Genomic DNA, 23,555 nt, shown 5'->3' with positions numbered 1-23,555 from the left:
CGTGGCGGTCAGTGGTTGCGCGGGAAGCCCAGGTCGACGCCGGACGGCGCCTCGGCCGGGTCGGGCCAGCGGGTGGTGACGACCTTGCCGCGCGTGTAGAAGTGCACGCCGTCGTTGCCGTAGATGTGGTGATCGCCGAAGAGGGAGTCCTTCCAGCCGCCGAAGGAGTGGTAGCCGACGGGGACCGGGATCGGGACGTTCACGCCGACCATGCCGGCCTCGACCTCCAGTTGGAACCGGCGGGCTGCGCCGCCGTCGCGGGTGAAGACGGCGGTGCCGTTGCCGAACGGCGAGGCGTTGATGAGCGCGACGCCGTCGTCGTAGGTGTCGGCGCGCAGCACGCACAGGACCGGGCCGAAGATCTCGTCCTGGTAGGCCTTGGCGGTGGTCGGGACCTTGTCGAGCAGGGACAGGCCGATCCAGTGGCCGTTCTCGTGGCCGTCGACGGTGAGTCCGGTGCCGTCGAGGACGACTTCGCAGCCGTCGGCGGCCGCGCCCGTGACGTAGGAGGCGACCTTGTCGCGGTGGGCGGCGGTGATGAGCGGGCCCATCTCGGAGTCGGGATCGGTGCCGGGGCCGATCTTGATCTTCTCGGCGCGTTCGCGGATCTTCTCCACGAGTTCGTCGCCGATCGCGCCGACGGCGACGACCGCCGAGATGGCCATGCAGCGCTCGCCCGCGGAGCCGTACGCCGCCGAGACCGCCGCGTCGGCTGCCGCGTCGAGGTCGGCGTCGGGCAGGACGAGCATGTGGTTCTTGGCGCCGCCCAGCGCCTGGACGCGCTTGCCGTGCTCGCTCGCCTTCTGGTGCACGTACCGGGCGATGGGCGTCGAGCCGACGAACGACACGGCGGCCACGTCCGGGTGCTCCAGGAGGCGGTCGACGGCGGGCTTGGCGCCCTGGACGACGTTGAAGACCCCGTCCGGCAGGCCCGCCTCGGCCAGCAGCTCCGCGAGGCGGATCGACGGCGACGGGTCCTTCTCGCTGGGCTTCAGCACGAAGGTGTTGCCGCAGGCGATGGCGAGCGGGAACATCCACATCGGCACCATCGCCGGGAAGTTGAACGGCGTGATGCCCGCGACGACACCCAGCGGCTGGCGGATGGCGGCCACGTCGACGCGGTGCGACACCTGCGTGGACAGCTCGCCCTTGAGCTGCGTGGTGATGCCGCACGCCAGGTCGACGATCTCCAGGCCGCGGGCGACCTCGCCGAGCGCGTCGGAGTGCACCTTGCCGTGCTCGGCGGTGATCAGCGCGGCGATCTCGTCGCGGTGCGCGTCGAGCAGGGCGCGGAAGCGGAACAGGACGGTGGTGCGCTGCGCCAGCGAGGACGTGCCCCAGGTCCCGTACGCGGCCTTGGCGGCGGCGACGGCCGTGTCGACGTCGGCGGCGGAGGCGAGGGCGACGCGCGTCGTGACCTCGCCGGTCGCCGGGTCGGTCACCGGGCCCCAGTCGCCCGACGTGCCCTCGACGGCCCGGCCACCGATCCAGTGCTGGACGCTCTTCGTCATGTCGTACGTACTCCTTCGCAGAGGGCGGCCACGGTTGGCGACGTCAGGCCGATCCCACCACGCGGTGACGGGGGGCGCGCCCGACACTGTGTCGGGCGTTTCGGTCGCGTCGTAGACATCTGAGCTGCCTTCTACCCACTGTCACTTCAGTGTCACGCTTGTCTCCGTTTCGCGGGTCTTCGGTCACAGGCGTTCAACAGCCTGCTCTCACACGATCACTCTGTGTCGCATGGCGGGCACAGGGCTGGTGATCGCCAGCGCAGGAGGTATCTGAAGATGTCGGACAGAAGACTCTGGTCGTACAAGGAGATCGCCGCGCACATCCGGGTGCAGCCGGACACCGTCCGCTCGTACCGCAAGCACGGCCTGCTGCCGCAGCCCGACCATGTCGAGGGCGGCAAGCCCTACTGGTACGCGGACACGGTCCGCGCCTGGGTCGCCAGCCGCCCGGGGAACCGGGGGCGGAGGGACTGAACTGGGGTCTATACCCCAAGGGGGTATAGAGTAGGGAGGGCAAGGCTCCCCATACGCCACAGAGGAGAACAGCATGACCCCCGAGACGAAGACGCAGCTCCCCCGGACCGGCGACGTCACCACGGTGTACGAGGTCAAGGGCATGACCTGCGGGCACTGCGAGGGTGCCGTCTCCGAGGAGGTCGCGGCGATCGCGGGCGTGACCTCGGTGCAGGCCGCGGCCGCCACGGGCCGGGTCACCGTGGTCTCCGGCGCGCCGCTCGACGACGAGGCGGTGCGCACCGCCGTCGACGAGGCGGGCTACGAACTGGTCGGCCGGACGGTCTGAGCCCAGAGACTTCCCCCCGGGCCGTATCGCGGTGGTATGCCGCGATACGGCCCGTTCCGCGTCGCCCCTCGGCGCTGCCGCCCCCGTGAATTCACCTTCACGTGACACACCAGACCTTCACAAAGAGACCTAGATCACAGATATTTAGGGGTAACCATTTGGACGGCTCGCGAGTCTAAATGGGCGATGCCACGAACGTCTTGGGGGACGTTCATGGGATGTCTTGGGGGACGTCCCAGGCAAGCGTTGGCCGGGGCACGTGCACCGGGGAGCTTTGAGCGGCCCTCCCGTCCGTACGTACCCCGGCAGATCGCACCGCGAGCCTCTGCTGGAACCCGGCAGACGCCCGGCCCGGATCCCGTGGGGGGAATCCGCTCCGGGAACATGGGAAGCGCCCCGCTCACCGACCCGTGGGGGGATCGGCGGCGGGGCGCTTCTCGCTTCGTGAAGGCGCCGCGACGGCCGCGCCGGTTCGCGTACGCGTCAGCGGGCCTCGACCGGGACGAAGTCCCGGAGAACCTCACCGGTGTAGATCTGGCGCGGGCGGCCGATGCGGGAGCCCGGCTCCTTGATCATCTCGTGCCACTGGGCGATCCAGCCCGGCAGCCGGCCGAGGGCGAAGAGGACCGTGAACATCTCGGTCGGGAAGCCCATGGCCCGGTAGATCAGACCCGTGTAGAAGTCCACGTTCGGGTAGAGGTTGCGCTCGACGAAGTACTCGTCGGCGAGCGCGTGCTCCTCCAGCTTCAGCGCGATGTCCAGCAGCTCGTCGGACTTGCCGAGCGCCGACAGGACATCGTGCGCCGCCGCCTTGATGATCTTCGCGCGCGGGTCGAAGGACTTGTACACCCGGTGGCCGAAGCCCATCAGGCGGACGCCGTCCTCCTTGTTCTTCACCTTGCGGATGAAGGCGTCGACGTCGCCGCCGCCCGCCTGGATGCCCTGGAGCATCTCCAGGACCGACTGGTTGGCGCCACCGTGCAGGGGGCCCCACAGCGCGGAGATACCGGCGGAGATCGACGCGAACATGTTCGCCTGCGAGGAACCGACCAGGCGGACCGTGGACGTCGAGCAGTTCTGCTCGTGGTCCGCGTGCAGGATCAGCAGCTTGTCGAGCGCGGAGACGACGACCGGGTCCAGGTCGTACTCCTGCGCCGGCACCGAGAACGTCATCCGCAGGAAGTTCTCGACGTACGAGAGGTCGTTGCGCGGGTAGACGAACGGGTGGCCGATCGACTTCTTGTAGGCGTACGCCGCGATCGTCGGCAGCTTCGCGAGGAGCCGGATCGTCGACAGGTGACGCTGCTTCTCGTCGAACGGGTTGTGGCTGTCCTGGTAGAACGTCGACAGCGCACTGACCACGGAGGACAGCATCGCCATCGGGTGGGCGTCGCGCGGGAAGCCGTCGAAGAACCGCTTGACGTCCTCGTGCAGCAGCGTGTGCTGCGTGATCTCGTTGGAGAAGGCCGCCAGCTCGTCGACCTTCGGAAGCTCGCCGTTGATCAGCAGGTACGCCACCTCGAGGAAGGTGGAGCGCTCGGCGAGCTGCTCGATGGGGTAGCCGCGGTAGCGCAGGATGCCCTGCTCGCCGTCCAGGTAGGTGATCGCGGATTTGTAGGCGGCCGTGTTGCCGTAGCCGCTGTCCAAGGTCACCAGACCGGTCTGGGCTCGGAGCTTCCCGATGTCGAAGCCCTTGTCGCCGACGGTGCTCTCTACCACCGGGTAGGTGTACTCACCATCCGCGTACCGCAGTACTACAGAGTTGTCGCTCACGTCATCCCTCACCGACGTAGTGCCTCTTCTTCGAGGTGCCCTGACTGTCTCTACCATCCCCCACTTGGCTCAGCAGAGTGCACTCGGGGTCGACCATTGGGCCAAATGGCGGCACTGAGTGCCGTCAACCTGCTCATCCTGCCCCCTTCGCCCCGGTTCCGAAAGTCCATCGATCTCCTACGTGATGTTTCCCACGGGCCCCGCCGCTGTCAGCCGGTGATCGAGTGCGGTAAAGCGCCGACCGGCGGAAACGGTCCTGACCGCCTGGCCGATCGCCTTGCGGGAGCCGACGAGGACGACGAGCTTCCGGGCCCGTGTGACGGCCGTGTAGAGCAGGTTCCGCTGGAGCATCATCCAGGCGCCCGTGGTCACGGGGATCACGACCGCCGGGTACTCGCTGCCCTGCGACCGGTGGATCGTCACCGCGTACGCGTGGGCCAGCTCGTCCAGCTCGTCGAAGTCGTACGGCACCTCCTCGTCCTCGTCCGTCCGCACCGTCAGCCGCTGCTCGTCCGGGTCGAGGGAGGTCACCACGCCGACCGTGCCGTTGAAGACGCCGTTCTTCCCTTTCTCGTAATTGTTGCGAATCTGCGTGACCTTGTCGCCGACGCGGAAGACCCGGCCGCCGAACCGCTTCTCCGGCACACCGGGCCTGGCGGGCGTGACGGCCTGCTGAAGGAGCCCGTTCAGGGTGCCCGCGCCCGCCGGGCCCCGGTGCATGGGCGCCAGCACCTGCACGTCCCGCCGCGGGTCGAGGCCGAACCGGGCGGGGACCCGGCGGGCCGCCACGTCCACGGTGAGCCGCCCCGCCTCCTCGGTGTCCTCCTCCACGAAGAGGAAGAAGTCCGGCAGCCCGGTGGTGACCGGGTGCTGTCCGGAATTGATGCGGTGGGCGTTGGTGACGACGCCGGACTTCTGCGCCTGCCGGAAGATCCGCGTGAGCCGTACGGACGGGATGGGGCTGCCCGGGGCCAGCAGATCGCCCAGCACCTCGCCGGCGCCGACGCTGGGCAGCTGGTCCACGTCCCCGACGAGCAGCAGGTGCGCACCGGGCGCGACGGCCTTGACCAGCTTGTTGGCGAGCAGCACGTCCAGCATGGAGGCCTCGTCGACCACGACGAGGTCCGCGTCCAGCGGCCGGTCCCGGTCGTACGCGGCGTCCCCGCCCGGCTTGAGCTCCAGCAGCCGGTGCACCGTCGACGCCTCGGCACCGGTCAGCTCCGCGAGCCGCTTGGCGGCCCGCCCCGTGGGCGCGGCCAGCACCACCGTGGCCTTCTTGGCGCGGGCCAGCTCCACCACGGACCGCACCGTGAAGGACTTGCCGCACCCGGGCCCGCCCGTCAGGACGGCCACCCTCCGGGTGAGGGCGAGCCGGACGGCCTGCTCCTGCTCGGGCGCCAGCTCCGCCCCCGTACGGTCCGCGAGCCACGCCAGGGCCTTGTCCCAGGCGACGTCCCGGAACGCCGCCAGGCGGTCCTCGTCGGCCCGCAGCAGCCGCAGCAGCTGCCCGGCCAGGGACCGCTCGGCCCGGTGGAACGGCAGCAGGTACACGGCCGTGACCGGCTCCCCGTCCGGCCCCGGCAACCGCTCCCGTACGACACCGCCCTCCTCCTCGTCCCCGTCGGCCAGCTCCCCCAGGCACTCGATCACCAGCCCGGTGTCGACCTGGAGCAGCTTCACCGCGTCCCCGATGAGCCGCTCCTCCGGCAGATAGCAGTGCCCCTGGTCGCTGGACTGCGACAGCGCGTACCGCAGGCCCGCCTTGATCCGGTCGGGGCTGTCGTGCGGGATGCCGACGGACTGCGCGATCCGGTCGGCGGTGAGGAAGCCGATGCCCCACACGTCGGCGGCCAGCCGGTAGGGCTGGTTCCGCACGACGGAGATCGACGCGTCCCCGTACTTCTTGTAGATCCGCACGGCGATGGACGTGGAGACGCCGACGCCCTGGAGGAAGACCATCACTTCCTTGATGGCCTTCTGCTCCTCCCAGGCGTCGGCGATCCGTGCCGTGCGCTTCGGGCCGAGCCCGGGCACCTCGATCAGGCGCTTCGGCTCCTCCTCGATGATCCGGAGCGTGTCCACGCCGAAGTGCTCCGTGATCCGGTCGGCGAAGACCGGCCCGATGCCCTTGACCAGGCCGGAGCCCAGGTAGCGGCGGATGCCCTGGACGGTCGCGGGCAGCACCGTCGTGTAGTTCTCGACGGTGAACTGCCGCCCGTACTGCGGATGCGAGCCCCAGCGGCCCTCCATGCGCAGCGACTCGCCCGGCTGCGCGCCGAGCAGCGAACCGACCACGGTGAGGAGCTCGCCGCCACCGCGCCCGGTGTCGACGCGGGCGACCGTGTACCCGTTCTCCTCGTTGCTGTACGTGATCCGTTCGAGGACGCCTTCGACCACCGCCAGTTGGGACATGCTCCGACGCTACCGGCCCCCTCCGACACCACGGCCGGCCTGTGGACAACCGCTCACGACCGGGCCTGTCCCTGTTGCTCGCACAGGGCGGTCTCCAGGACGGCGTACATCTGCGCAACCGGGGCGTTGATCCGGAACTGGACGTTGGTGACGGCGGAGGCGTGGCGGCCGTCCGGGGTGACCAGGGTCTGGGTGTGGTACCCGGGCAGGCCGCCGTCGTGGCCGTAGGCCACACCGCCGCAGCGGAGGCCGACCTTCATGAGGCCGAGGCCGTAGCCCGGGCCGGTGCCCTCCATCTCGGCCAGGCTCGCCGGTGAGACGACCTTGCCCGCCGCCAGGGCCTGGTAGAAGGCGGTGACGTCCTCCAGGGTCGAGATCATCGCCCCGGCGCTGCTGACGAGGGACGGGTCGTACGAACCGACGGGCGTCCAGAAGAAGAAGTCGCCGATGCGGGTGCCGCGGTAGCCGTTCACGGCGGGGGCCGGGAGGGCGCGGGCACCCGGGGCCGGGAAGACGGTGCGGGACAGGCCCAGCGGGTCGATGACGCGCGCGGTGACGGCGTCGTGGACCGGCCGGCCCGTCAGCTTCTCGATGAGCATGCCCAGCACCAGGTAGCCGGTGTTGGAGTAGGTGAAGCTCGCGCCGGGCACCGAGACCGGCGGGCGGCGCAGGCCCTCCCGTACCAGGTCGGCCAGCGCGTACGAGCCGTCCGGCCGGGCCCTGGGGGGCGACGCGAACGGGTCGTACGCGGCTATGCCGCCGGTGTGCCGGAGCAGGTGCCGCACGGTGATGCGGGTGCCGTCGTAGCCGTTGCCGGTGACCACGCCGGGCAGGTAGCGGTCGATGGGGGCGTCCAGGGAGACCTTGCCCTCGTCGACCAGTTGCAGGACCACCGCCGCCGTGAAGGTCTTCGTCTGGCTGCCGATGCGGAGGTGTTCGTCCGACTGGATGGGCTTGTTCGTGTTGATGGTGCCCGTGCCGACGGACAGGGTCCAGGCGCCGCCGCTGTCACCGGCGTGGACGGCAGCGCCGGGACCCCCGCTCCTCTGAAGGGTCCTGAGGGCGGTGAGGGTGGCGGTGTGGTCGTCGCCCGTGGCCGCGTGGGCCGTCGTCGCCGTGAGCGGCAGGAGCGCCAGGAGCGTCGCGCACAGGGCGCCGACGGCGGCGGTGCGAGTGCGCCGTCGCCGGGTCACGGGTTGACTCCGTCGTACTGGAGCACCCGGTAGGGCGCTTCGCCCTGGCGGCCGTTCCACTGCGACACGACCAGCGTCAGGGACGTGGCGCTCGCGCTGCCGGGGTGGATGTAGCCGCCGTACAGGAACGGGAGCTGGGGCTTGCCCCAGTGCTCCGGGGGCCAGGCCGCGTTGCCGGCGATCTGCGTCTTCGGCGCGGTCCAGGGCGCATCGGGGCGGGGCGCGGTGCGCGTACGGATCGAGTAGTCGGTGGTGTCGAAGTAGCTCATGCAGTAGGTGCCGCCGATGCGCTTCACCGAGAACTCGCCGATGTGGTTGCCGGTGAGGATCGGGGAGGGCGGGGCGGCCTGGGTCCACTGCCAGCGGTTGTCGTGGAAGGCCCAGTTCTGCTGGGCGCCGAAGTTCCCGGCGCGGAAGTCGTGCGGCTGGATGCGGAAGAGCTGGATGGCGCCGTGGTCGCCGGTGTTGAGATGGGTGCCGTTCCAGCGCTTGGAGAAGATGTACAGCCAGCCGTCCGGGTCGATGCCCGCGAACGACCACATGCCGTACATGCTCTGGTTGACGCCCTGTGTGTCCCCGGCCCAGTGGTACGGGTAGTCGCGCCAGGTCACGCCGTAGTCGTCGGAGTAGGCGACGCCGGACATCAGCGAGCCGTCGTAGCCGTCGGGCGGGCGCCAGACGGCCACGGACGTGTACTGGATGTAGGTGCGGCCGCCGAACTCGATGCAGTCGTTGGGGATACGGCTGACCTCGAAGCCGTGCCCGTTGTCGTGGTCGTGCCGGTAGTCGAACATCTGCCGGGCCGCGCCGCCGGAGGGCATCGCCCAGGTGAAGGAGATCGGGGTGCCGCCCGAGGCGTCGAAGCGGTCCTGGTTGAGCATCACCGGGGAGCCGAGGTAGGTGCCGCTCTGGCCGGGGCCCGCCCAGGCGTCGCCGAAGACGTAGCCCCACGTGTTGTCGTGCACCCGGTGGTACGGGATGGCGAGGTCCCCGGACCCGAGGCCCTGCGCGCTCGCGGAGTCGCCGGGCTGCTCGCACAGCGGGGCGCCGGTCTGGCCGAGCGCACGGGCGGGGCCGGTGGCTGCGGCGTGGGCGGGGGCGGCGCCTGCGAGGGTGCCGAGGGCCCCGGTGGCCAGGGTGAACCCGGCGCCCGCGCGGAGCAGGGACCTGCGGGTGAGGGCGGGGCGGGGCCGGTGGTGGCCGTGGGGCTGGTCCGGCTGGTCCGGCTGTACGGGTGGGGTCATGGTGGCGGTCGTCCTCCGGGATCGGTCGGTGGGCGGGTGGGTACGTACGCCGGTCAGCTTCCGGCGGCGGCGAAGGCGGCTTCGAGGCGCGGGACGTAGTCCGCGAGAGCCGGGCCCCAGCAGCCGTAGTTGTGGCCGCCGTTGCAGGTCGGCGCGAGGGAGGCACCGTTGCCGTACGCGACGAGGCGGCTGGGGATGCCGAGCCCGTCCAGACGGGCCTTGACGGTCTTGGAGGCGGCGGCGGTGTGGGCGTCGATGACGTCGTTGTCGCCGGTGTAGAGGGTGATGCCGGTGCCGGCCAGCTTGGCGAGGTTGGCGGGCGCGGCCGGGTCGACGGCCTTCCAGACGCGGTCCGCGTTGAACACCGGATACGGCGAGCCGAAGATGGCGTCGCTGTCCACGTACGGGCCGTAGCCGACGCACTGGCCGGATCCTGACGTGCTCACCGCGCACCAGGCGCCCGGCAGGTTGAGCTCCGTCGCCAGGACGGCGGCGCGGATCTGCCACATGCCGAAGTCGATGCCGCCGGACAGCGCGGCGACGTGGCCGAACAGGTCGGGGCGTGCTTCGGCGTAGTGGAGGGACCCGAAGCCGCCCATGGACAGGCCGACGACGGCCCGGTGGTCGCGGTCGGGGATGGTGCGGAGGTTGGCGTCGATGAACGGGACGACCTGGGTGAGGTGGAAGGTCTCCCAGTTCGCCGCGCCCTCGGCGGTGTTCTGCATGACCCAGTCGGCGTACCAGCCCTTGAGGCCGCCGTCCGGGACGACCGTGATCATCTTGTCCGAGCGGAGGGCGGGGGCGGCCGCCGCGTCGTTCACGGTGCCGCCGCCTCCGTGCAGGAAGTACGTCACGGGCCAGCGCTTGTCCGGGTCGGCGGCGTAGCCGCTGGGCAGGAAGACGCGGATCTTGTGCGGGCCGGACACCTGGGGCGTGGTCACGGTGATCGTGAAGTCCGTGGCGGAGTGGACCTCGGTGGCGCCGGGGACCTGGGTCAGGCCGTACCCGTCGGTGAAGACGGGGATGGCGGGGGCGGACGGGGCAGACGGGGCGGCCGGGCCCGACTGCCCCGTCGGGGCGCCGGCGGGCGCGGCCGCGGCCGGGCCGCCGACGGCGGCCAGAGCCAGGACGGCAACGGTGACGAGGGTGGTGCGCAGGGGTGTGCGCATGCGGGTGTCCCTTCGGCTGGAGAGGGCTGTGAAGTACCGCACAGGCTGGGGCGATGGCGCGGAATCCGGTGTTGCCGCAGAGGGGCGGCCGGTTGGATGAGCCCGTGGGCCGGGCGTCATTCAACCGGCCCACGGGCGGCGTGTCCGGGCCCGCTGACCTCGCTGAACAAAGCCCGGACAACCGCCGGACAAACCGCCGGACAGACCGCCGGACAGACCGCCGGACGATCCACGTCCCCGGACAGGGAGGAGTACGAGGTGGGGCGCCAGGAACAGCCGCTCGACCCCCGGCAGGGGCCACTGGCCGAGTTCGCCTTCGACCTGCGGGAGCTGCGCCGCCGGGCGGGCAGCCCGCCGTACCGCCGGCTCGCCGCCCACGCGCACTACTCGGCCTCCACGCTGGCCGCGGCGGCGTCGGGGCAGCGGCTGCCGAGCGCGGCGGTGCTGGCCGCGTTCGTGACGGCCTGCGGGGGCGACCCGGAGGAGTGGGAGCGGCGCCGCATCGACGTGCACCAGGCGCTGACGGCCCCGCCGGAGCAGGAGCCGGTGCCTGAGCCGGAACCTGAGCCGGAACCTGACGGAACGCCTTCCGTGGCGGCACCCGCCCCTCCCCCGGCGCGGCGCGGCATCGGGCGCCGGGCCGTGCGGCTCGCCGTGGTGGCGGCCGCCGTCGTGTCGCTCGCGGCGCTGGTGCCCAGCGACGTGGCCGCACGCAAGGGCGGCCACCAGCGGCAGGAGTTACGGTCCGGGGGCGACGCCCAGTGGTTGCGTAACGACAGTGGCATCCCCGCCCGCTACCGCCCGCTCATCGTCGAGGCGGGCACCCTGTGCGCCGTCCCCGCCGTCACGCCTGCCCTCGTCGCCGCCATCCTCCACGCCGAGAGCGGCTTCGACGCGACCCTCAGCGACCCTGCCAAGGACGAGTACGGCATCGCCCGCTGGACGCCGCGCGTCCTCCGCTACTACCTGCCGCCCGACCGGCAGGCCACCGTTCCCGAGCCGCCATTCACGCCCGAGGACTCCATCCCCGCCCTCGGCAGAATGCTCTGCGCCATCGCGCCCGAGCTGGAAGGCGTCCCCGGCGACCACGCGCTCAACCTGGCCGCCGCCTACCGCACGGCCACCTGGGTCGTACAGCGCCAGGACACCGCCGCGCTGCGGCGCATCCAGCCGTACCTCACCCGCGTCCGCACCGCCCTGACCCGCTACACGCCGGACGTCCCGGACGTGCCGGACGTGCCGGACGTCCCGGACGTGCCGGGCACACGGTCGTGAAGGCCCCGGTGTGACCGGTGTGCTCGGTACGCGGGGCGTGCCCGGAGCGTTGCCGGGGGCCCGGCCGCTCAAAAGCCGGGCCCCCGCGCTCCCCCTCCGTCAAGGCGTCCCGATCCCCCCAGATCCCCTCCCGGAGGCCTTGATGCCATGTACGACACTCGTCACGCCGGAAGGGTTGCACGGATGCGGGGGGTAATTTTTCCGGAACACCGTCTGTCATCTACCGGTCGGCAGGAGGGCGTGCTCGACGTACCTCAGGACGGTCTCCTCCAGGACCTCGACGCCGTTCCGGGACCACAGCCCGTCGTTGAACAGCTCCACCTCGACCGGGCCCGTGTAGCCGGCCGCGTCGACGCGTTCGCACCACTCCCGCAGGTCCACAGTGCCGTCGCCGAGCTGGCCGCGGCCGGTGAGGACGCCGGCGGGCAGCGGCGTCGTCCAGTCGGCGAGCTGGAACGCGTGGATGCGCCCCGCCGCGCCGGCGCGCGCCACGGCCGCCGGGGCGCGGTCGTCCCACCACACGTGGTACGTGTCGACGACGACGCCGACCTGGGACGCCGGGAAGGGCTCCGCGAGGTCCAGGGCCTGGTCCAGGGTGGAGACCACGCAGCGGTCCGCGGCGTACATCGGGTGCAGCGGTTCGATGGCGAGGCGGATGCCGCGCTCCGCCGCGTACGGGGCGAGTTCCGTGAGCGCGGCGGCGATGCGGGCACGGGCCTCGGTCAGGTCCCTGCCGCCGGGCGGCAGGCCGCCGGAGACCAGGACGAGGGTGTCCGTGCCGAGCGTCGCGGCCTCGTCGATCGCGGCCCGGTTGTCGTCCAGGTTCCCGGCCGTGGTGAAGAAGCCGCCGCGGCACAGGGTGGTGACGGTCAGCCCCGCTTCCCGCACGAGCTTGGCGGCGGCCTCGACGCCGTACTCCTGGACGGGTTCGCGCCACAGGCCGATGCCGGGGATGCCGAGGCGCAGGCAGTGGGCGACGAGTTCGGGCAGGGCGAGCTGCTTGACCGTCATCTGGTTGATGCTGAAACGGGACAGGTCGTGGCCGTTGCCGTTCGTCACGCGACACCCCCGTACACCGTGAGGAGCGACCGCATGCGGGCCTCCGCCAGCTCCGGGTCCGGGAACAGGCCGAGCCCGTCGGCGAGTTCGTACGCGCGCGCGAGGTGCGGCAGCGAGCGGGCGGACTGGAGGCCGCCGACCATCGTGAAGTGGTCCTGGTGGCCGGCGAGCCAGGCCAGGAACACGACGCCCGTCTTGTAGAAGCGGGTCGGTGCCTGGAAGAGGTGGCGGGAGAGTTCGACGGTCGGGTCGAGGAGTTCCCGGAAGCCTTTCGCGTCGCCCGTGTCGAGGGTCCTGACCGCCTCCGCCGCCAGCGGGCCCAGCGGGTCGAAGATGCCGAGCAGGGCGTGGCTGAAGCCGTGGTCGTCGCCCGCGATGAGCTCCGGGTAGTGGAAGTCGTCGCCCGTGTAGCAGCGGACGCCCTCGGGGAGGCGGCGGCGCAGGTCGACCTCCCGCCGGGCGTCCAGGAGGGAGATCTTGACGCCGTCGACCTTGTCGGGATGCGCGGCGATGACCTCCAGGAAGGTCTCCGTGGCCGCGTCCAGGTCCGACGAGCCCCAGTAGCCCTCCAGGGCCGGGTCGAACATGGGGCCGAGCCAGTGGAGGACGACGGGTTCGGCCGCCTGGCGCAGGAGGTGGCCGTACAGGTCCAGGTAGTCGTCCGGGCTCTGGGCGGCGGCCGCCAACGCGCGCGAAGCCATGAGGATCGCCTGGGAGCCCACCCCTTCGACGAGGGCGAGCTGCTCCTCGTACGCGGCGCGGACCTCGTCCAGGGACGCCGGGCCGCCGCTCGTCAGCTGGTCGGTGCCGACGCCGCAGGCGATGCGGCCGCCGACCGCGTGCGCCTCCGCCGCGGAGCGGCGGATCAGTTCGGCGGCGCCCGCCCAGTCCAGGCCCATGCCGCGCTGGGCGGTGTCCATGGCCTCGGCGACGCCGAGCCCGTGGGACCACAGGTGGCGGCGGAACGCGAGCGTCGCGTCCCAGTCGACGGCGGCCGGGGAGTCGGGCGTCGTGTCGGCGTACGGGTCCGCGACGACGTGCGCCGCGGAGAAGACCGTACGGGAGGTGAGGGGCGCGCCCGGCGTGAAGGTGCGCGGCTCGGTACGGGGGGTGTACGCGCGCGTGGAGCCGTCGGCGCCCGGCAGGAGAAGGGGCGGAGACGAGGGCGGGGGCGGGGGCGGGGTCACAGCGTCAGCTCCGGCACCTCGTGGCGGCGGCCCTCGGCGGAGGACTTCAGGCCCAGTTCGGCGAGCTGGACGCCGCGGGCGCCGGCGAGGAGGTCCCAGTGGTACGGCTCGTCGAGGACGACGTGGCGCAGGAACAGCTCCCACTGGGCCTTGAAGCCGTTGTCGAACTCGGTGTTGTCCGGCACCTGCTGCCACTGGTCGCGGAACGCGTGGGTGGCGGGCAGGTCCGGGTTCCAGACCGGCTTGGGGGTCGTGGAGCGGTGCTGGACGCGGCAGTCGCGCAGGCCCGCGACGGCGGAGCCGTGGGTGCCGTCGACCTGGAACTCGACGAGTTCGTCGCGGTGGACGCGGACCGCCCAGGAGGAGTTGATCTGGGCGACGGCGCCGGGGCCGAGGCCCGGGCCCTCCAGTTCGAAGACGCCGTACGCGGCGTCGTCGGCGGTGGCGGCGTACGGCTTGCCCTGCTCGTCCCAGCGCTGCGGGATGTGCGTGGTGACGTGCGCGCTGACGCTTGTGACGCGGCCGAACAGCTCGTGCAGCACGTACTCCCAGTGCGGGAACATGTCGACGACGATGCCGCCGCCGTCCTCGGCGCGGTAGTTCCAGCTCGGGCGCTGGGCGGCCTGCCAGTCGCCCTCGAAGACCCAGTAGCCGAACTCCCCCCGCACGGACAGGATCTCCCCGAAGAAGCCGCCGTCGATGAGGCGCTTCAGCTTGACCAGGCCCGGGAGGAAGATCTTGTCCTGGACGACGCCGTGCTTGACGCCGGCGTCGCGGGCGAGGCGGGCGAGGGCGAGCGCGCCGTCGAGGTCGGCGGCGGTGGGCTTCTCGGTGTAGAGGTGCTTGCCGGCGGCGATCGCCTTCGTCAGGGCCTCCGCGCGCGCGGAGGTCACCTGGGCGTCGAAGTAGATGTCGGTGCGCTCGTCGGCGAGTACGGCGTCGAGGTCGGTGGACCACTCGGTGAGGCCGTGGCGGTCGGCGAGCTCGCGCAGGGCGTGCTCGCGGCGGCCGACGAGGATCGGCTCGGGCCACAGGACCCGGCCGTCGCCGAGGTCGAGGCCGCCCTGCTCGCGGATGGCGAGGATCGAGCGCACCAGGTGCTGCCGGTAGCCCATCCGCCCCGTCACGCCGTTCATGGCGATCCGCACTGTCCTGCGTGTCACGAAGGTCCCTCCCTGTCGTACTCGTCGCGCGCCACCCTGGGCGGACCCGGGATAGCAAGCGCTTTCTATCGCGGATGACGCTAGCCTGCGGATTGCGGCCGTACAAGAGCCGCGCCCGACTTGCCCACTTCCCCGACTTCTCCTCGGAGGGACGCGATGACAGTCACCCTCGCCGACGTGGCGGCACGCGCCCGGGTGTCCCCGGCGACCGTCTCGCGCGTCCTGAACGGGAACTACCCGGTCGCCGCGTCCACACGGGAGCGGGTGCTGCGCGCGGTGGACGAGCTGGACTACGTCCTGAACGGCCCGGCGAGTTCGCTGGCGGCGGCCGCGTCGGACCTGGTCGGCATCCTCGTCAACGACATCGCGGACCCGTTCTTCGGGATCATGGCCGGGGCGGCGCAGACTGCGATCGGCGACGCCGGGACGGGGCGTGCGGGCGGCGAGAAACTGGCCGTCGTCTGCAACACGGGCGGGTCGCCCGAGCGTGAGCTGATGTACCTGACGCTCCTTCAGCGGCAGCGCGCGGCCGCCGTGGTGGTGACCGGCGGGGCGCTGGAGGACCCGCAGCACATCGCGGCGCTGACGACGAAGCTGACGAAGCTGACGGACGCGGGCACGCGCGTGGTGCTGTGCGGCCGCCCGCCGATGCCGGGCGACGCGGTGACGGCCACGCTGACGTTCGACAACCGGGGCGGGGCGCGCCGGCTGACCGAGCACCTGCTGTCGCTCGGCCACCGCCGGATCGGGTACGTGGCGGGGCCGGCCGAGCGCACCACGACGCGGCACCGCCTGGAGGGCCACCGCGAGGCGCTCGCGGCGGCGGGGCTGCCCGCCGGGCCGGACGCGGACCGGCTGGTGGCCCACGGCTCGTACACCAGGACGTCCGGGTACGAGGCGACCCGCGAGCTGCTGTCCCGGGACCCGTCGCTGACGGCGGTCGTCGCCGCGAACGACACGGTGGCGCTGGGCGCGTGCGCGGCGCTGCGGGAGGCGGGGCTGCGCATCCCGGACGACGTGTCGGTGGCGGGCTTCGACGACCTCCCGTTCTCCCTGGACGCCGTCCCGTCCCTGACGACGGTACGGCTCCCCCTCCACGAGGCGGGAGTTCGGGCGGGCCGCCTGGCCATGGGCGCGGACGCACCGCCCCTGGGCGGCGTGGCGACCATACGGGGCGACCTGATGCTCCGCGCCTCCACGGCCCCGCCGCGCGCGTAGCGCCGCCCTCGCGCGCGTAGCGCCGCCCTCGGGCGTGTGGCGGCTCGGGGACGGCGGCGCGCCCGCGCTACCCTGCGTTGCTGAGTGAGCGCAGAGTGCGACGGCGGGGAGTGCGTGTTGAAGATCGCCTGTGTCGGTGGCGGGCCCGCCGGGCTGTATCTGGCCATCCTCCTGAAGCGGCAGGACCCGTCCCACGACGTCACCGTCATCGAACGGAACCCGGCCGGTTCCACGTACGGCTGGGGCGTGACCTACTGGGCGGGGCTGCTGGACAAGCTGCGCGCCTGGGACCCGGAGTCGGCGGACGCGATCAGCGCGGCCTCCGTCCGCTGGAGCGACGGCGTCGCCCTCGTCCGCGACGAGCGGACCGTCCACCACGGCGACGAGGGCTTCGGCATCGGCCGCCACCGGATGCTCGCCCTGCTCGCCGGGCGCGCGGAGTCCCTGGGCGTACGGCTCGCGTACGAGCGGGAGGTCACCGGCCCCGACGACCCGGCGCTCGCCGGGGCGGACCTCGTCGTCGCGGCCGACGGGGTCAACAGCACCCTGCGCGCCGCCCACGCCCCGCACTTCGGCACCCGCGCCCACACCGGCCGCAACCGTTACGTCTGGCTCGGCACCACCAAGGTGTTCGACTCGTTCGGCTTCGCCTTCACCGAGACGGCCCACGGCTGGATCTGGTGCTACGCCTACGGCTACAGCGACGAGGGCTCCACGTGCGTCGTCGAGTGCGCGCCCGAGACCTGGCGGGGCCTCGGCTTCGACCGCGCGGGCCAGGCCGGGACCCTGGCCCGGCTGGAGGAGCTGTTCGCGGGCCTCCTGGACGGCCATCCGCTCATCGGCCGCGCCGGCGCCGACGGCCGCCCCCAGTGGCAGGCCTTCCGCACCCTCACCAACCGGGCGTGGCACCACGGCAGCCTGGTCCTCCTCGGGGACGCCGCGCACACCACGCACTACTCGACCGGCGCGGGCACCACCCTGGCCCTGGAGGACGCCCTGGCCCTCGCGCACGCCCTCCGGCACGCCCACCGGGACGGGGAGCCGCTGGACGCGGCCCTGACGCGGTACGGGCGGCGGCGCCGCGCCGAGCTCCTGCCGGCGCAGAGCGCGGCCCACTACAGCGCCCGCTGGTACGAGAACCTGCCCCGGTACATGGACCTGGCCCCGGACCGGATGTTCGCGCTCCTCGGCCAGCGGCACTCACCCCTGCTCCCGCACATCCCGCCGCAGCTCTACTACCGCCTCGACCGCGCGGCCGGCCGCCTGGAGCCCCTGCGCCGCCTCAAGCGCTGGCTGGGCCCCCGCGTCACCGGCACCCTGCACGCGGCCGCGGTGTGCCGTAGCGGGTGCCGCACTCCGTTGGAGGGGGAACCGTCCGCCTGACCGGGGGACCAGGCGCGTCGATACCCCGGCACACGGACCCACCGTGCGATAAGGGCGGCATGGATCACCTGGATCACCACCGGGGCCCCGCCACCGGAACGCCCGCCCGTGGAGCGGCACGGCCGCGGCGCGCCCGTGCGACCGCGGTACGTGCCCTCGCGGCCGTCGTCGTGGCCCTGCTCGGCGGCTCCCTCCTCGCGGGCTGCGACGCCGCGACCCGCACCACCGCCACCGGCGCGGCGCCCGAAGCCCAGGTGCCCGGCGCGCCGACCTCCTCCCCCTCCCCGTCCCTGTCCCAGGCCCCACCGGCCCAGCCGCCCCCGCGCCTGGCGGAGCGGCAGGTGCGGACCGCCGTGGGGCAGCTCGACGGCCTCGTCGGCGGGCTGATGCGGCGGACCGGCGTCCCGGGCGTCGCCGTCTCCGTCGTCCACCGCGGCGAGGTGATCCACCAGAAGGGCTACGGCGTCCGGCGCGTCGGCGAGCCCGACAAGGTCGACGCGGACACCGTCTTCGCACTCGCCTCCCTCTCCAAGCCCCTCGCCTCCACGGTCGTCGCCGGAGTCGTGGGCCGGGACGAGAAGGTCGCCTGGGACGACCCGGTCGTCGAGCACGACCCGGGCTTCGCCCTCCGCGACCCGTGGGTGAGCGAACGGGTGACGATCGAGGACCTGTTCGCGCACCGCAGCGGCCTGCCCGACCACGCCGGCGACTTGCTGGAGGACCTCGGGTACGACCAGGCGTACATCCTGCGCCACCTGCGCGAGCAGCCCCTGGCCCCCTTCCGGGCGACCTATGCCTACACGAACATGGGCCTGACCGCGGCCGCCGTCGCGGTGGCCAGGGCCAGGGGCACGACGTGGGAGGCCCTGTCGTCCGACGTCCTGTACAAACCGCTCGGCATGGACTCCACCAGCTCGCGGTTCGCCGACTACGAGAAGGCGGGCAACAAGGCGGCCCTCCACGTCCCTGGCGCGCGGGGAGTCTGGCGGGCGGAGCACACCCGCGACGCCGACGCCCAGTCTCCCGCGGGCGGCGCCAGCTCCACGGTGCGCGACATGGGGGAGTGGATGAAGCTCCAGCTCGCCGACGGCGAGGCCGGCGGCCGCCGCGTCGTGGACGCCGAGGCGCTCAACCGCACCCGCCTGCCCCACAGCCTGTCCCGCCCCGCCCGCGCCCCGGCCGGCCGCTCCGGTTTCTACGGCCTCGGCTGGAACGTCGACTATGACGACGAGGGCCGCCTCAAGCTCTCCCACTCCGGCGCCTTCAACCTCGGCGCCGCCACCGCGGTCGCCCTGCTGCCGTCCGAGGGACTCGGCATCGTCGTCCTCACCAACGGCAGACCCATCGGCGTGCCCGAGACGGTCACCTCGGCGTTCCTGGACATCGCCCAACACGGCCGGCAGACGGTCGACTGGTGGACCCTGGCGAACGAGGCGTTCCAGTCCCTCGACGCCGCGGAGAGGTCCGACACGGACTACACCAAGCCGCCGTCCGACGCCGCGCCACCCAAGCCCGCGTCCGTCTACGAAGGCACCTACGCCAACCCGTACTACGGCCCCCTGACGGTCCGCGCCGGCGCCGACGGCCGCCTGGTCATGGAGCTCGGCCCCCGCCCCACCCGCTTCCGCCTCTTCCCGTACGACGGCGACACCTTCAGCTACGAGTCCACGGGCGAGAACGCCGCCGGCCGCTTCGGCGTCACCTTCACGACGGCGTCGGGCGCCCAGGCGTCGAAGGTCGTCGTCGAGAACCTCGACCGGACGGGCCTGGGCACCTTCACCCGCGGCTGAGACGCGCCGCGCGGCGGCGGGCTCACGGGCAGTCGACGTCCACCCACACCGTCTTGCCCGGGCCCTGCCGAGCGGCCACGCCCCAGCGGGACGCCACGGCGCCCACGAGCAGCAGCCCCCGCCCTCGGTCGGCGTCGACCGGCGCCGGGACCTGTACGGGCCGCCCGTCATGCGCGTCCGACACCTCGACGCGCACGGTCCCCGCACCCCGGTCCCGTACGAGCCGCAACGCGAAGTCCCGTCCGGGCACCCGCCCGTGCAGCACCGCGTTCGCGGCCAGCTCCGCGACGACCAGCAGCACGGCGTCACAGTGCGGACTGTCGTACGGGACGCCCCACACGTGCAGCTGATGCGCGGCGAGCATCCGCGCGAGCCGCGCGCCGCGACGGGTCGCGGAGAACCGCTGACTGAACACACTTACGGTGACGCCCTCTTGGGCCTCGACGACTGGCATACCGCCAGCGTCGCGGGCGGGGATGCGCGCTACCAGGTACAGCGCTGGTACAAATCGATCTGTACCAGTTCACGCACTGGACCGGACACGTCACGCACCGTAAGGATTGCTCCGTCGGGTGAGGCAACACACCACGCACTGGAGGCGGGGCGGCCATGGCATTGGACAACGGCCAGGTAAGCGGCGACGAGGAATTGTCCGAGGGACTTCAGGTGTTCGGCGCGGTGCTGAAGGCCCTTCGCCAGGGTGCGGGTCTGACACAGGAGAGCTTCGCTCCGCGGGTGCGGTACTCGGTGCACTACATCGCCAAGATCGAGCAGGGCAAGCGGTTCCCCCCACACGACCTGGCCGAGCGCACCAGGCCCGTCCTCGGTGACGCGGCGGCGGGCGCGCTGAGGGCCGCGGCGAAGAAGCTGAGCCGAAAGGCGGGACTGGCTTCCTGGTTCCAGCACTGGGCCGACATCGAGGAACAGGCGCTCACGCTCTACGCGTACGAGTGCCGCGTCGTGCCGGGACTGCTGCAGCCCGAGCCCTACATGCGCGAGGTGATGAACTGCTACCTGCCGCCGCTGACGGACAAGCAGGTGGAGACGCAGGTCGCAGCCCGACTGGAACGGCAGGCGTTGCTCACGGAACGAGCCAACACCGCCTTCGGCTTCATCATCGAGCAACACGCCATCGAGCGAAACCTCGGCGGCCCCACAGTCACTCGTCGCCTCGTCGACCACGTGCTGGCCTGCGCCCGGCTCCGCAACGTCGAGGTGCTCGTCATGCCCCGTCGCCGGACCGCGCACGCGGGACTCGATGGCCCCATGTACCTCGCGGAAACGCCTGATCGCGAGTGGATCGGCTACGTAGAGGCCCACGAGGCCAGCCTTCTCTACACCGACCCCCATCAGGTCGGTACGCTGCTTCAGCGCTATGGCAGGATGCGAGGACAGGCTCTCGACTCTGAGGCCTCGATGAGCCTGCTGGAGCAATTGCGAGGAGCCCCATGAGCACCCGAGACCCGCACTGGTTCAAGAGCAGTTACAGCGGCGGCGGTGGCGACAACTGCGTCGAGGTCGCTCGCACGCCCGACACCGTCCACGTCCGCGACTCCAAGGACACCCGCCTCACCCCCCTCACCGTCTCCCCCACCGCCTGGGCCGCCTTCACGGCTCACACCGCGCGCCCCGCCGACATCCGGCACTGAGTCGGTGCTGACGACCGACAGCCAGGGCCTCGTCGACGAGGTGCTCGCCCTCTCGCGCCTGGCGGGCGGGCCAGGGGCCGTCAGGGCCCTTCTGGGACGCCTCGCGCGTCACACCGCGGGAACGGCCGCGCTGGTGGGTGATGACGGACATCTCCTGGCCGTGTGCCCCGAGGGCGGCCACGGCCCGGCCCTGGACGCCGCTGTCCGTGCCGCGCCGGAACTGCGTCGGCGCGGCGTCGTCTCCGCCGTACTGCCGGGGGACCAGGACCATCCCGTACGGCTTGTGTCACTCGGTACGGGTGACGAATTCACGCCGCGCGCGCCCTATCTCGTGGTCGTCGGGCCGGAGGAGCGGCAGGACACCGGTCTGCTGACCCACGCCGCTCACCTGCTTGGCCTCGCTCGGCGACTGGAGCGGGCGGAGCGTGACTGCCGCCGGCTCCGGTCGGCCGAGGGGCACAGCCGGGAGGCGGTGCTGCACCTGCTGATGGTCGGCGAGGTCGCTCCCGCCCGGCGCATCGCCGCGGCACTGCGTCCGCCTCTGCCGTCGCACGCACGCGTCCTCCTGGTGGACTGCCCCGCCGACCTGCGGACCGAAGTGGCCGCGCACGTCACGCGTCTGACGGGCGGGCGGGCCTGGGTCGTTCCCTGCCCGGTACGGGTGAGGCACCTGATCGCTCTCGTGCCGGGCGCCGAGCAGCGCGAGCCCACCGACGGTGCACGTGACTGGGCCGACGAACTGACGGCAGCCCAGGGCAACGCGTGTCGGGTGGGGGTGAGCGGCGAGGTGTCGATGTCCGAGATCCCGGCCGGCTACGAGGAGGCGTTTCACGGGCTGACGGTGGCTCGGGGCCTGTCCGGCAGCCGCACCGGCTCGGGCCGACGCGCCGACATCACGCCCTTCCTGAACCCGCAAGGCAGGGCATGGGCGCGGGAGACACTGGAGCCCTGTCTCCTCTACACACCGGCTCGCCGGGCCGACCCGGGGCCGTCCGAGCTGCTGGGCACCCTCTCGTCCTGGCTGACCTTCGGGGGCGCCGCCCACCGGCATCTCAAGATCCATCGCAATACGCTGGCGGCACGCGTCCGCTTGCTGGGCTCCCTGCTCGGCCTCGACCTGCGCGGTGTCTCCGGCCAGGCCGCCGCGTGGCTCGCCCTGCGGGTGCGGACCGCCCAGACGGCACCGCCCGCGCCGCACGACGCGCCCGCGTCTCTCACGGACCTCCTGGCCGCGCCGCCCTCGCGGGATTGGGCGCGTTCCCTGCTCGCCCCGCTGGAGGAGCAGGGGCCGCCGGCCGGAAGCGAGACGGTACGGGCCTGGCTACGGGCCGACACGCAGCTCCGGCCGGCGGCCGAGGCCCTCGGTGTCTCGGTCGGGGCGGTCCGCAAGCGCCTGGTCGGAGCCGAGCGCACGCTGGGGCGCTCGCTGCTGCACAGCCCCAGCGCCAAGTACGAGCTGTGGCTCGCCATGACGGCGCTCGATCGCTGGTGACACCCCCCAGTGGAATCGTGGACCACTGTGCGAGGTGTCACCCCGCCCGCGGGCCGGTGTGCAGACTGCCACTTTCCGCGAGACGCACAGGGCCCTAATTTTCTGGTGTCCCGCCCACGCGGCACGGACATTCGGGGGAAGACAGGGGCCGGCTCACGCACAGCTCACGCACAGCTCACGCAGAGCTCGTGCGCGGCTCGGCCCCTGTCGGTTCCGTGTCTGTCGCGTCGCCCGACCACTCGGCGAGGCGCTACGTTCGCGTCATGAGGTACGCGTTTTCGACGCTCGGGGTGCCCGGGATGCCGGTCACCGATGCCGTACGGCTCGCCGCCGGTGCCGGGTACGACGGGGTGGAACTCCGCGCCCACCCCGAGGAGCCCGTACACCCGGGGCTCGTGGCGCACGAACGGCGCGCCGTGGTGGCGGAGTTCGCGCGCGCGGGCGTCGAGATCCTGGGCGTCGCGGGCTACGCGCGCGTGGCGCAGGCAGGAGACGACGAGCCCGTGTACGAGGAGTTGCACCGGCTGCTGTATCTGGCGGCCGACCTGGGCGCCCCGTACGTACGGGTCTTCCCCGGCGGCGGCGACCAGCCGCGGGACGCGGCCGACGCGACGGCGGCGCGGCGGCTGGGCGCGGCCGCCGAGGTCGCGGCGGAGGCCGGGGTGCGGGTGCTGCTGGAGAACCACGACTCGCATCCGACGGGCGCCGACGTGGCGCGGGTGGTGGCTGCCGTGGGGCACCACCATGTGGGCGCGCTGTGGGACGTGCTGCACGCGTGGCGTGCAGGTGAGGCCCCGGCGAGGACGTACGGGCTGCTGGAGCCGTACCTGGGGTACGTCCAGGTGAAGGACTGCGTGTCCCGCGAGGACACGACCCCGGTCGCGCTGGGCGCGGGCGCCCTCCCGCTGGGCGAGTGCCTCGCGCCGGTGGCGGCGCATGCGGACGCGTGGGTGTGCTGGGAGTACGAGAAGCGCTGGTACCCCCGGGTGCCGGACCTCGCGGGACTACTGGCGGCGGGGCGCGCGTACCTGGAACGGGGCGCGGCCCTTTGACGTGCGCGGAGTGCGGCGGCACCGTCGCGCCCGACGGACACTGCTGGGACTGCGGGGCGCCGCAGTCCGCGTTCCGTGCCCGCGTGGAGGCGGAGTCACCGGACGGCGCCGCCGCAGGGGTCAGCGACCGCGGGCTGCGCCGCCAGGTCAACGCGGACGCCCTGGCCCTGGCCCGTGCGGAGC

General features: G+C 72.5%; 20 protein-coding genes and 1 pseudogene. 11 read left to right on the top strand and 10 right to left on the bottom strand.

Going from position 1 to position 23,555, the window contains the following annotated elements; translation table 11 throughout:
- Positions 1–8: 8 nt before the first annotated feature.
- Positions 9–1,511: a CoA-acylating methylmalonate-semialdehyde dehydrogenase gene (gene mmsA / locus HTZ82_RS17225; protein WP_175410277.1), complete on the bottom strand. Its 1,503-nt coding sequence runs from the start codon at positions 1,509–1,511 to the stop codon at positions 9–11.
- Between the two features lie 276 nt (positions 1,512–1,787).
- On the opposite strand from mmsA, the gene HTZ82_RS17220 reads away from it, so the two are divergent.
- Positions 1,788–1,985 carry an AlpA family transcriptional regulator gene (locus tag HTZ82_RS17220; RefSeq protein ID WP_175410276.1) on the top strand — a complete coding sequence of 66 codons (198 nt, stop codon included), beginning with the start codon at positions 1,788–1,790 and terminating at the stop codon, positions 1,983–1,985.
- A 73-nt stretch (positions 1,986–2,058) separates the two neighbouring features.
- Entirely contained in the window at positions 2,059–2,313 is a 255-nt protein-coding gene (locus tag HTZ82_RS17215; protein ID WP_175410275.1) for a heavy-metal-associated domain-containing protein, read from the top strand.
- A 483-nt stretch (positions 2,314–2,796) separates the two neighbouring features.
- Here HTZ82_RS17215 and HTZ82_RS17210 read toward each other — a convergent pair whose 3' ends face one another.
- The 5 genes from HTZ82_RS17210 to HTZ82_RS17190 form a co-directional block, all read right to left on the bottom strand.
- Complete coding sequence (locus HTZ82_RS17210; protein ID WP_175410274.1) at positions 2,797–4,086, bottom strand: citrate synthase; 1,290 nt, start codon at positions 4,084–4,086, stop codon at positions 2,797–2,799.
- Positions 4,087–4,263: 177 nt separating this feature from the next.
- Entirely contained in the window at positions 4,264–6,498 is a 2,235-nt protein-coding gene (locus HTZ82_RS17205; protein ID WP_175410273.1) for an ATP-dependent RecD-like DNA helicase, read from the bottom strand.
- Positions 6,499–6,551: 53 nt separating this feature from the next.
- On the bottom strand, positions 6,552–7,691 hold the full coding sequence (locus HTZ82_RS17200) for a serine hydrolase (RefSeq protein WP_175410272.1): 1,140 nt from the start codon (positions 7,689–7,691) through the stop codon (positions 6,552–6,554).
- Entirely contained in the window at positions 7,688–8,935 is a 1,248-nt protein-coding gene (locus HTZ82_RS17195; protein ID WP_175410271.1) for a DUF4185 domain-containing protein, read from the bottom strand. Before HTZ82_RS17195 ends, HTZ82_RS17200 begins: the two co-directional genes overlap by 4 nt.
- Before the next feature lie 53 nt (positions 8,936–8,988).
- Complete coding sequence (locus HTZ82_RS17190; RefSeq protein ID WP_175410270.1) at positions 8,989–10,104, bottom strand: alpha/beta hydrolase family protein; 1,116 nt, start codon at positions 10,102–10,104, stop codon at positions 8,989–8,991.
- 258 nt (positions 10,105–10,362) lie between these two features.
- On the opposite strand from HTZ82_RS17190, the gene HTZ82_RS32350 reads away from it, so the two are divergent.
- Entirely contained in the window at positions 10,363–11,379 is a 1,017-nt protein-coding gene (locus tag HTZ82_RS32350; protein WP_254711921.1) for a helix-turn-helix domain-containing protein, read from the top strand.
- Between the two features lie 216 nt (positions 11,380–11,595).
- On the opposite strand, the gene HTZ82_RS17180 is transcribed toward HTZ82_RS32350, so the two are convergent.
- Genes HTZ82_RS17180 through HTZ82_RS17170 form a run of 3 tightly spaced genes read right to left on the bottom strand, consistent with a single transcriptional unit; the run spans position 11,596 to position 14,788 of the window.
- Positions 11,596–12,390 (bottom strand): sugar phosphate isomerase/epimerase, encoded by a 795-nt coding sequence (locus HTZ82_RS17180; protein ID WP_175410284.1) that lies wholly within the window; start codon positions 12,388–12,390, stop codon positions 11,596–11,598.
- Positions 12,391–12,434: 44 nt separating this feature from the next.
- On the bottom strand, positions 12,435–13,583 hold the full coding sequence (locus HTZ82_RS17175; protein WP_175410283.1) for a dihydrodipicolinate synthase family protein: 1,149 nt from the start codon (positions 13,581–13,583) through the stop codon (positions 12,435–12,437).
- A gap of 38 nt (positions 13,584–13,621) precedes the next feature.
- A complete protein-coding gene (locus tag HTZ82_RS17170) occupies positions 13,622–14,788 on the bottom strand; it encodes a Gfo/Idh/MocA family protein (RefSeq protein WP_175410269.1) in 1,167 nt (388 codons plus the stop codon).
- 156 nt (positions 14,789–14,944) lie between these two features.
- On the opposite strand from HTZ82_RS17170, the gene HTZ82_RS17165 reads away from it, so the two are divergent.
- The 3 genes from HTZ82_RS17165 to HTZ82_RS17155 all read left to right on the top strand — a co-directional run bounded on the left by HTZ82_RS17165 (position 14,945) and on the right by HTZ82_RS17155 (position 19,179).
- Positions 14,945–16,006 (top strand): LacI family DNA-binding transcriptional regulator, encoded by a 1,062-nt coding sequence (locus HTZ82_RS17165; RefSeq protein WP_175410268.1) that lies wholly within the window; start codon positions 14,945–14,947, stop codon positions 16,004–16,006.
- Positions 16,007–16,123: 117 nt separating this feature from the next.
- Entirely contained in the window at positions 16,124–17,389 is a 1,266-nt protein-coding gene (locus tag HTZ82_RS17160; RefSeq protein ID WP_175410282.1) for an FAD-dependent monooxygenase, read from the top strand.
- A 59-nt stretch (positions 17,390–17,448) separates the two neighbouring features.
- Positions 17,449–19,179 carry a serine hydrolase gene (locus tag HTZ82_RS17155; RefSeq protein WP_175410267.1) on the top strand — a complete coding sequence of 577 codons (1,731 nt, stop codon included), beginning with the start codon at positions 17,449–17,451 and terminating at the stop codon, positions 19,177–19,179.
- A gap of 22 nt (positions 19,180–19,201) precedes the next feature.
- Here the strand turns inward: HTZ82_RS17155 and HTZ82_RS17150 are convergent, their stop codons facing one another.
- Positions 19,202–19,633: an ATP-binding protein gene (locus HTZ82_RS17150; RefSeq protein WP_175410266.1), complete on the bottom strand. Its 432-nt coding sequence runs from the start codon at positions 19,631–19,633 to the stop codon at positions 19,202–19,204.
- A gap of 155 nt (positions 19,634–19,788) precedes the next feature.
- Here HTZ82_RS17150 and HTZ82_RS17145 point away from each other — a divergent pair, with 155 nt between their 5' ends.
- The 5 genes and pseudogenes from HTZ82_RS17145 to HTZ82_RS17125 all read left to right on the top strand — a co-directional run.
- Positions 19,789–20,631, top strand: a complete 843-nt coding sequence (locus HTZ82_RS17145; protein ID WP_175410265.1) for a helix-turn-helix transcriptional regulator — start codon at positions 19,789–19,791, stop codon at positions 20,629–20,631.
- Positions 20,628–20,828: a DUF397 domain-containing protein gene (locus HTZ82_RS17140; protein WP_175410264.1), complete on the top strand. Its 201-nt coding sequence runs from the start codon at positions 20,628–20,630 to the stop codon at positions 20,826–20,828. The genes HTZ82_RS17145 and HTZ82_RS17140 overlap by 4 nt, the downstream gene beginning before the upstream one ends.
- 4 nt (positions 20,829–20,832) lie before the next feature.
- Entirely contained in the window at positions 20,833–22,320 is a 1,488-nt protein-coding gene (locus tag HTZ82_RS17135) for a helix-turn-helix domain-containing protein (RefSeq protein WP_175410263.1), read from the top strand.
- 263 nt (positions 22,321–22,583) lie between these two features.
- On the top strand, positions 22,584–23,372 hold the full coding sequence (locus tag HTZ82_RS17130) for a sugar phosphate isomerase/epimerase (RefSeq protein ID WP_175410262.1): 789 nt from the start codon (positions 22,584–22,586) through the stop codon (positions 23,370–23,372).
- Positions 23,369–23,555 (top strand): annotated as a pseudogene (locus HTZ82_RS17125) (serine/threonine-protein phosphatase); the annotation flags it as partial. The gene HTZ82_RS17130 and the pseudogene HTZ82_RS17125, both read left to right, overlap by 4 nt.

The organism is Streptomyces sp. TRM64462 (assembly GCF_013362995.1).
GTDB lineage: Bacteria > Actinomycetota > Actinomycetes > Streptomycetales > Streptomycetaceae > Streptomyces.
The sequence above is the reverse complement of the archived record's forward strand: the minus strand, read 5'-3'. Positions and strand labels throughout refer to the sequence as shown.

Excerpts from the sequence above, each read along its gene's own strand:
- mmsA (WP_175410277.1), bottom strand. The coding sequence starts at position 1,511 with ATGACGAAGAGCGTCCAGCACTGGATCGGTGGCCGGGCCGTCGAGGGC.
- HTZ82_RS17220 (WP_175410276.1), top strand. The coding sequence starts at position 1,788 with ATGTCGGACAGAAGACTCTGGTCGTACAAGGAGATCGCCGCGCACATC.
- HTZ82_RS17215 (WP_175410275.1), top strand. The coding sequence starts at position 2,059 with ATGACCCCCGAGACGAAGACGCAGCTCCCCCGGACCGGCGACGTCACC.
- HTZ82_RS17205 (WP_175410273.1), bottom strand. The coding sequence starts at position 6,498 with ATGTCCCAACTGGCGGTGGTCGAAGGCGTCCTCGAACGGATCACGTAC.
- HTZ82_RS17195 (WP_175410271.1), bottom strand. The coding sequence starts at position 8,935 with ATGACCCCACCCGTACAGCCGGACCAGCCGGACCAGCCCCACGGCCAC.
- HTZ82_RS17190 (WP_175410270.1), bottom strand. The coding sequence starts at position 10,104 with ATGCGCACACCCCTGCGCACCACCCTCGTCACCGTTGCCGTCCTGGCT.
- HTZ82_RS17180 (WP_175410284.1), bottom strand. The coding sequence starts at position 12,390 with ATGACGGTCAAGCAGCTCGCCCTGCCCGAACTCGTCGCCCACTGCCTG.
- HTZ82_RS17165 (WP_175410268.1), top strand. The coding sequence starts at position 14,945 with ATGACAGTCACCCTCGCCGACGTGGCGGCACGCGCCCGGGTGTCCCCG.
- HTZ82_RS17155 (WP_175410267.1), top strand. The coding sequence starts at position 17,449 with ATGGATCACCTGGATCACCACCGGGGCCCCGCCACCGGAACGCCCGCC.
- HTZ82_RS17150 (WP_175410266.1), bottom strand. The coding sequence starts at position 19,633 with ATGCCAGTCGTCGAGGCCCAAGAGGGCGTCACCGTAAGTGTGTTCAGT.
- HTZ82_RS17145 (WP_175410265.1), top strand. The coding sequence starts at position 19,789 with ATGGCATTGGACAACGGCCAGGTAAGCGGCGACGAGGAATTGTCCGAG.
- HTZ82_RS17140 (WP_175410264.1), top strand. The coding sequence starts at position 20,628 with ATGAGCACCCGAGACCCGCACTGGTTCAAGAGCAGTTACAGCGGCGGC.
- HTZ82_RS17130 (WP_175410262.1), top strand. The coding sequence starts at position 22,584 with ATGAGGTACGCGTTTTCGACGCTCGGGGTGCCCGGGATGCCGGTCACC.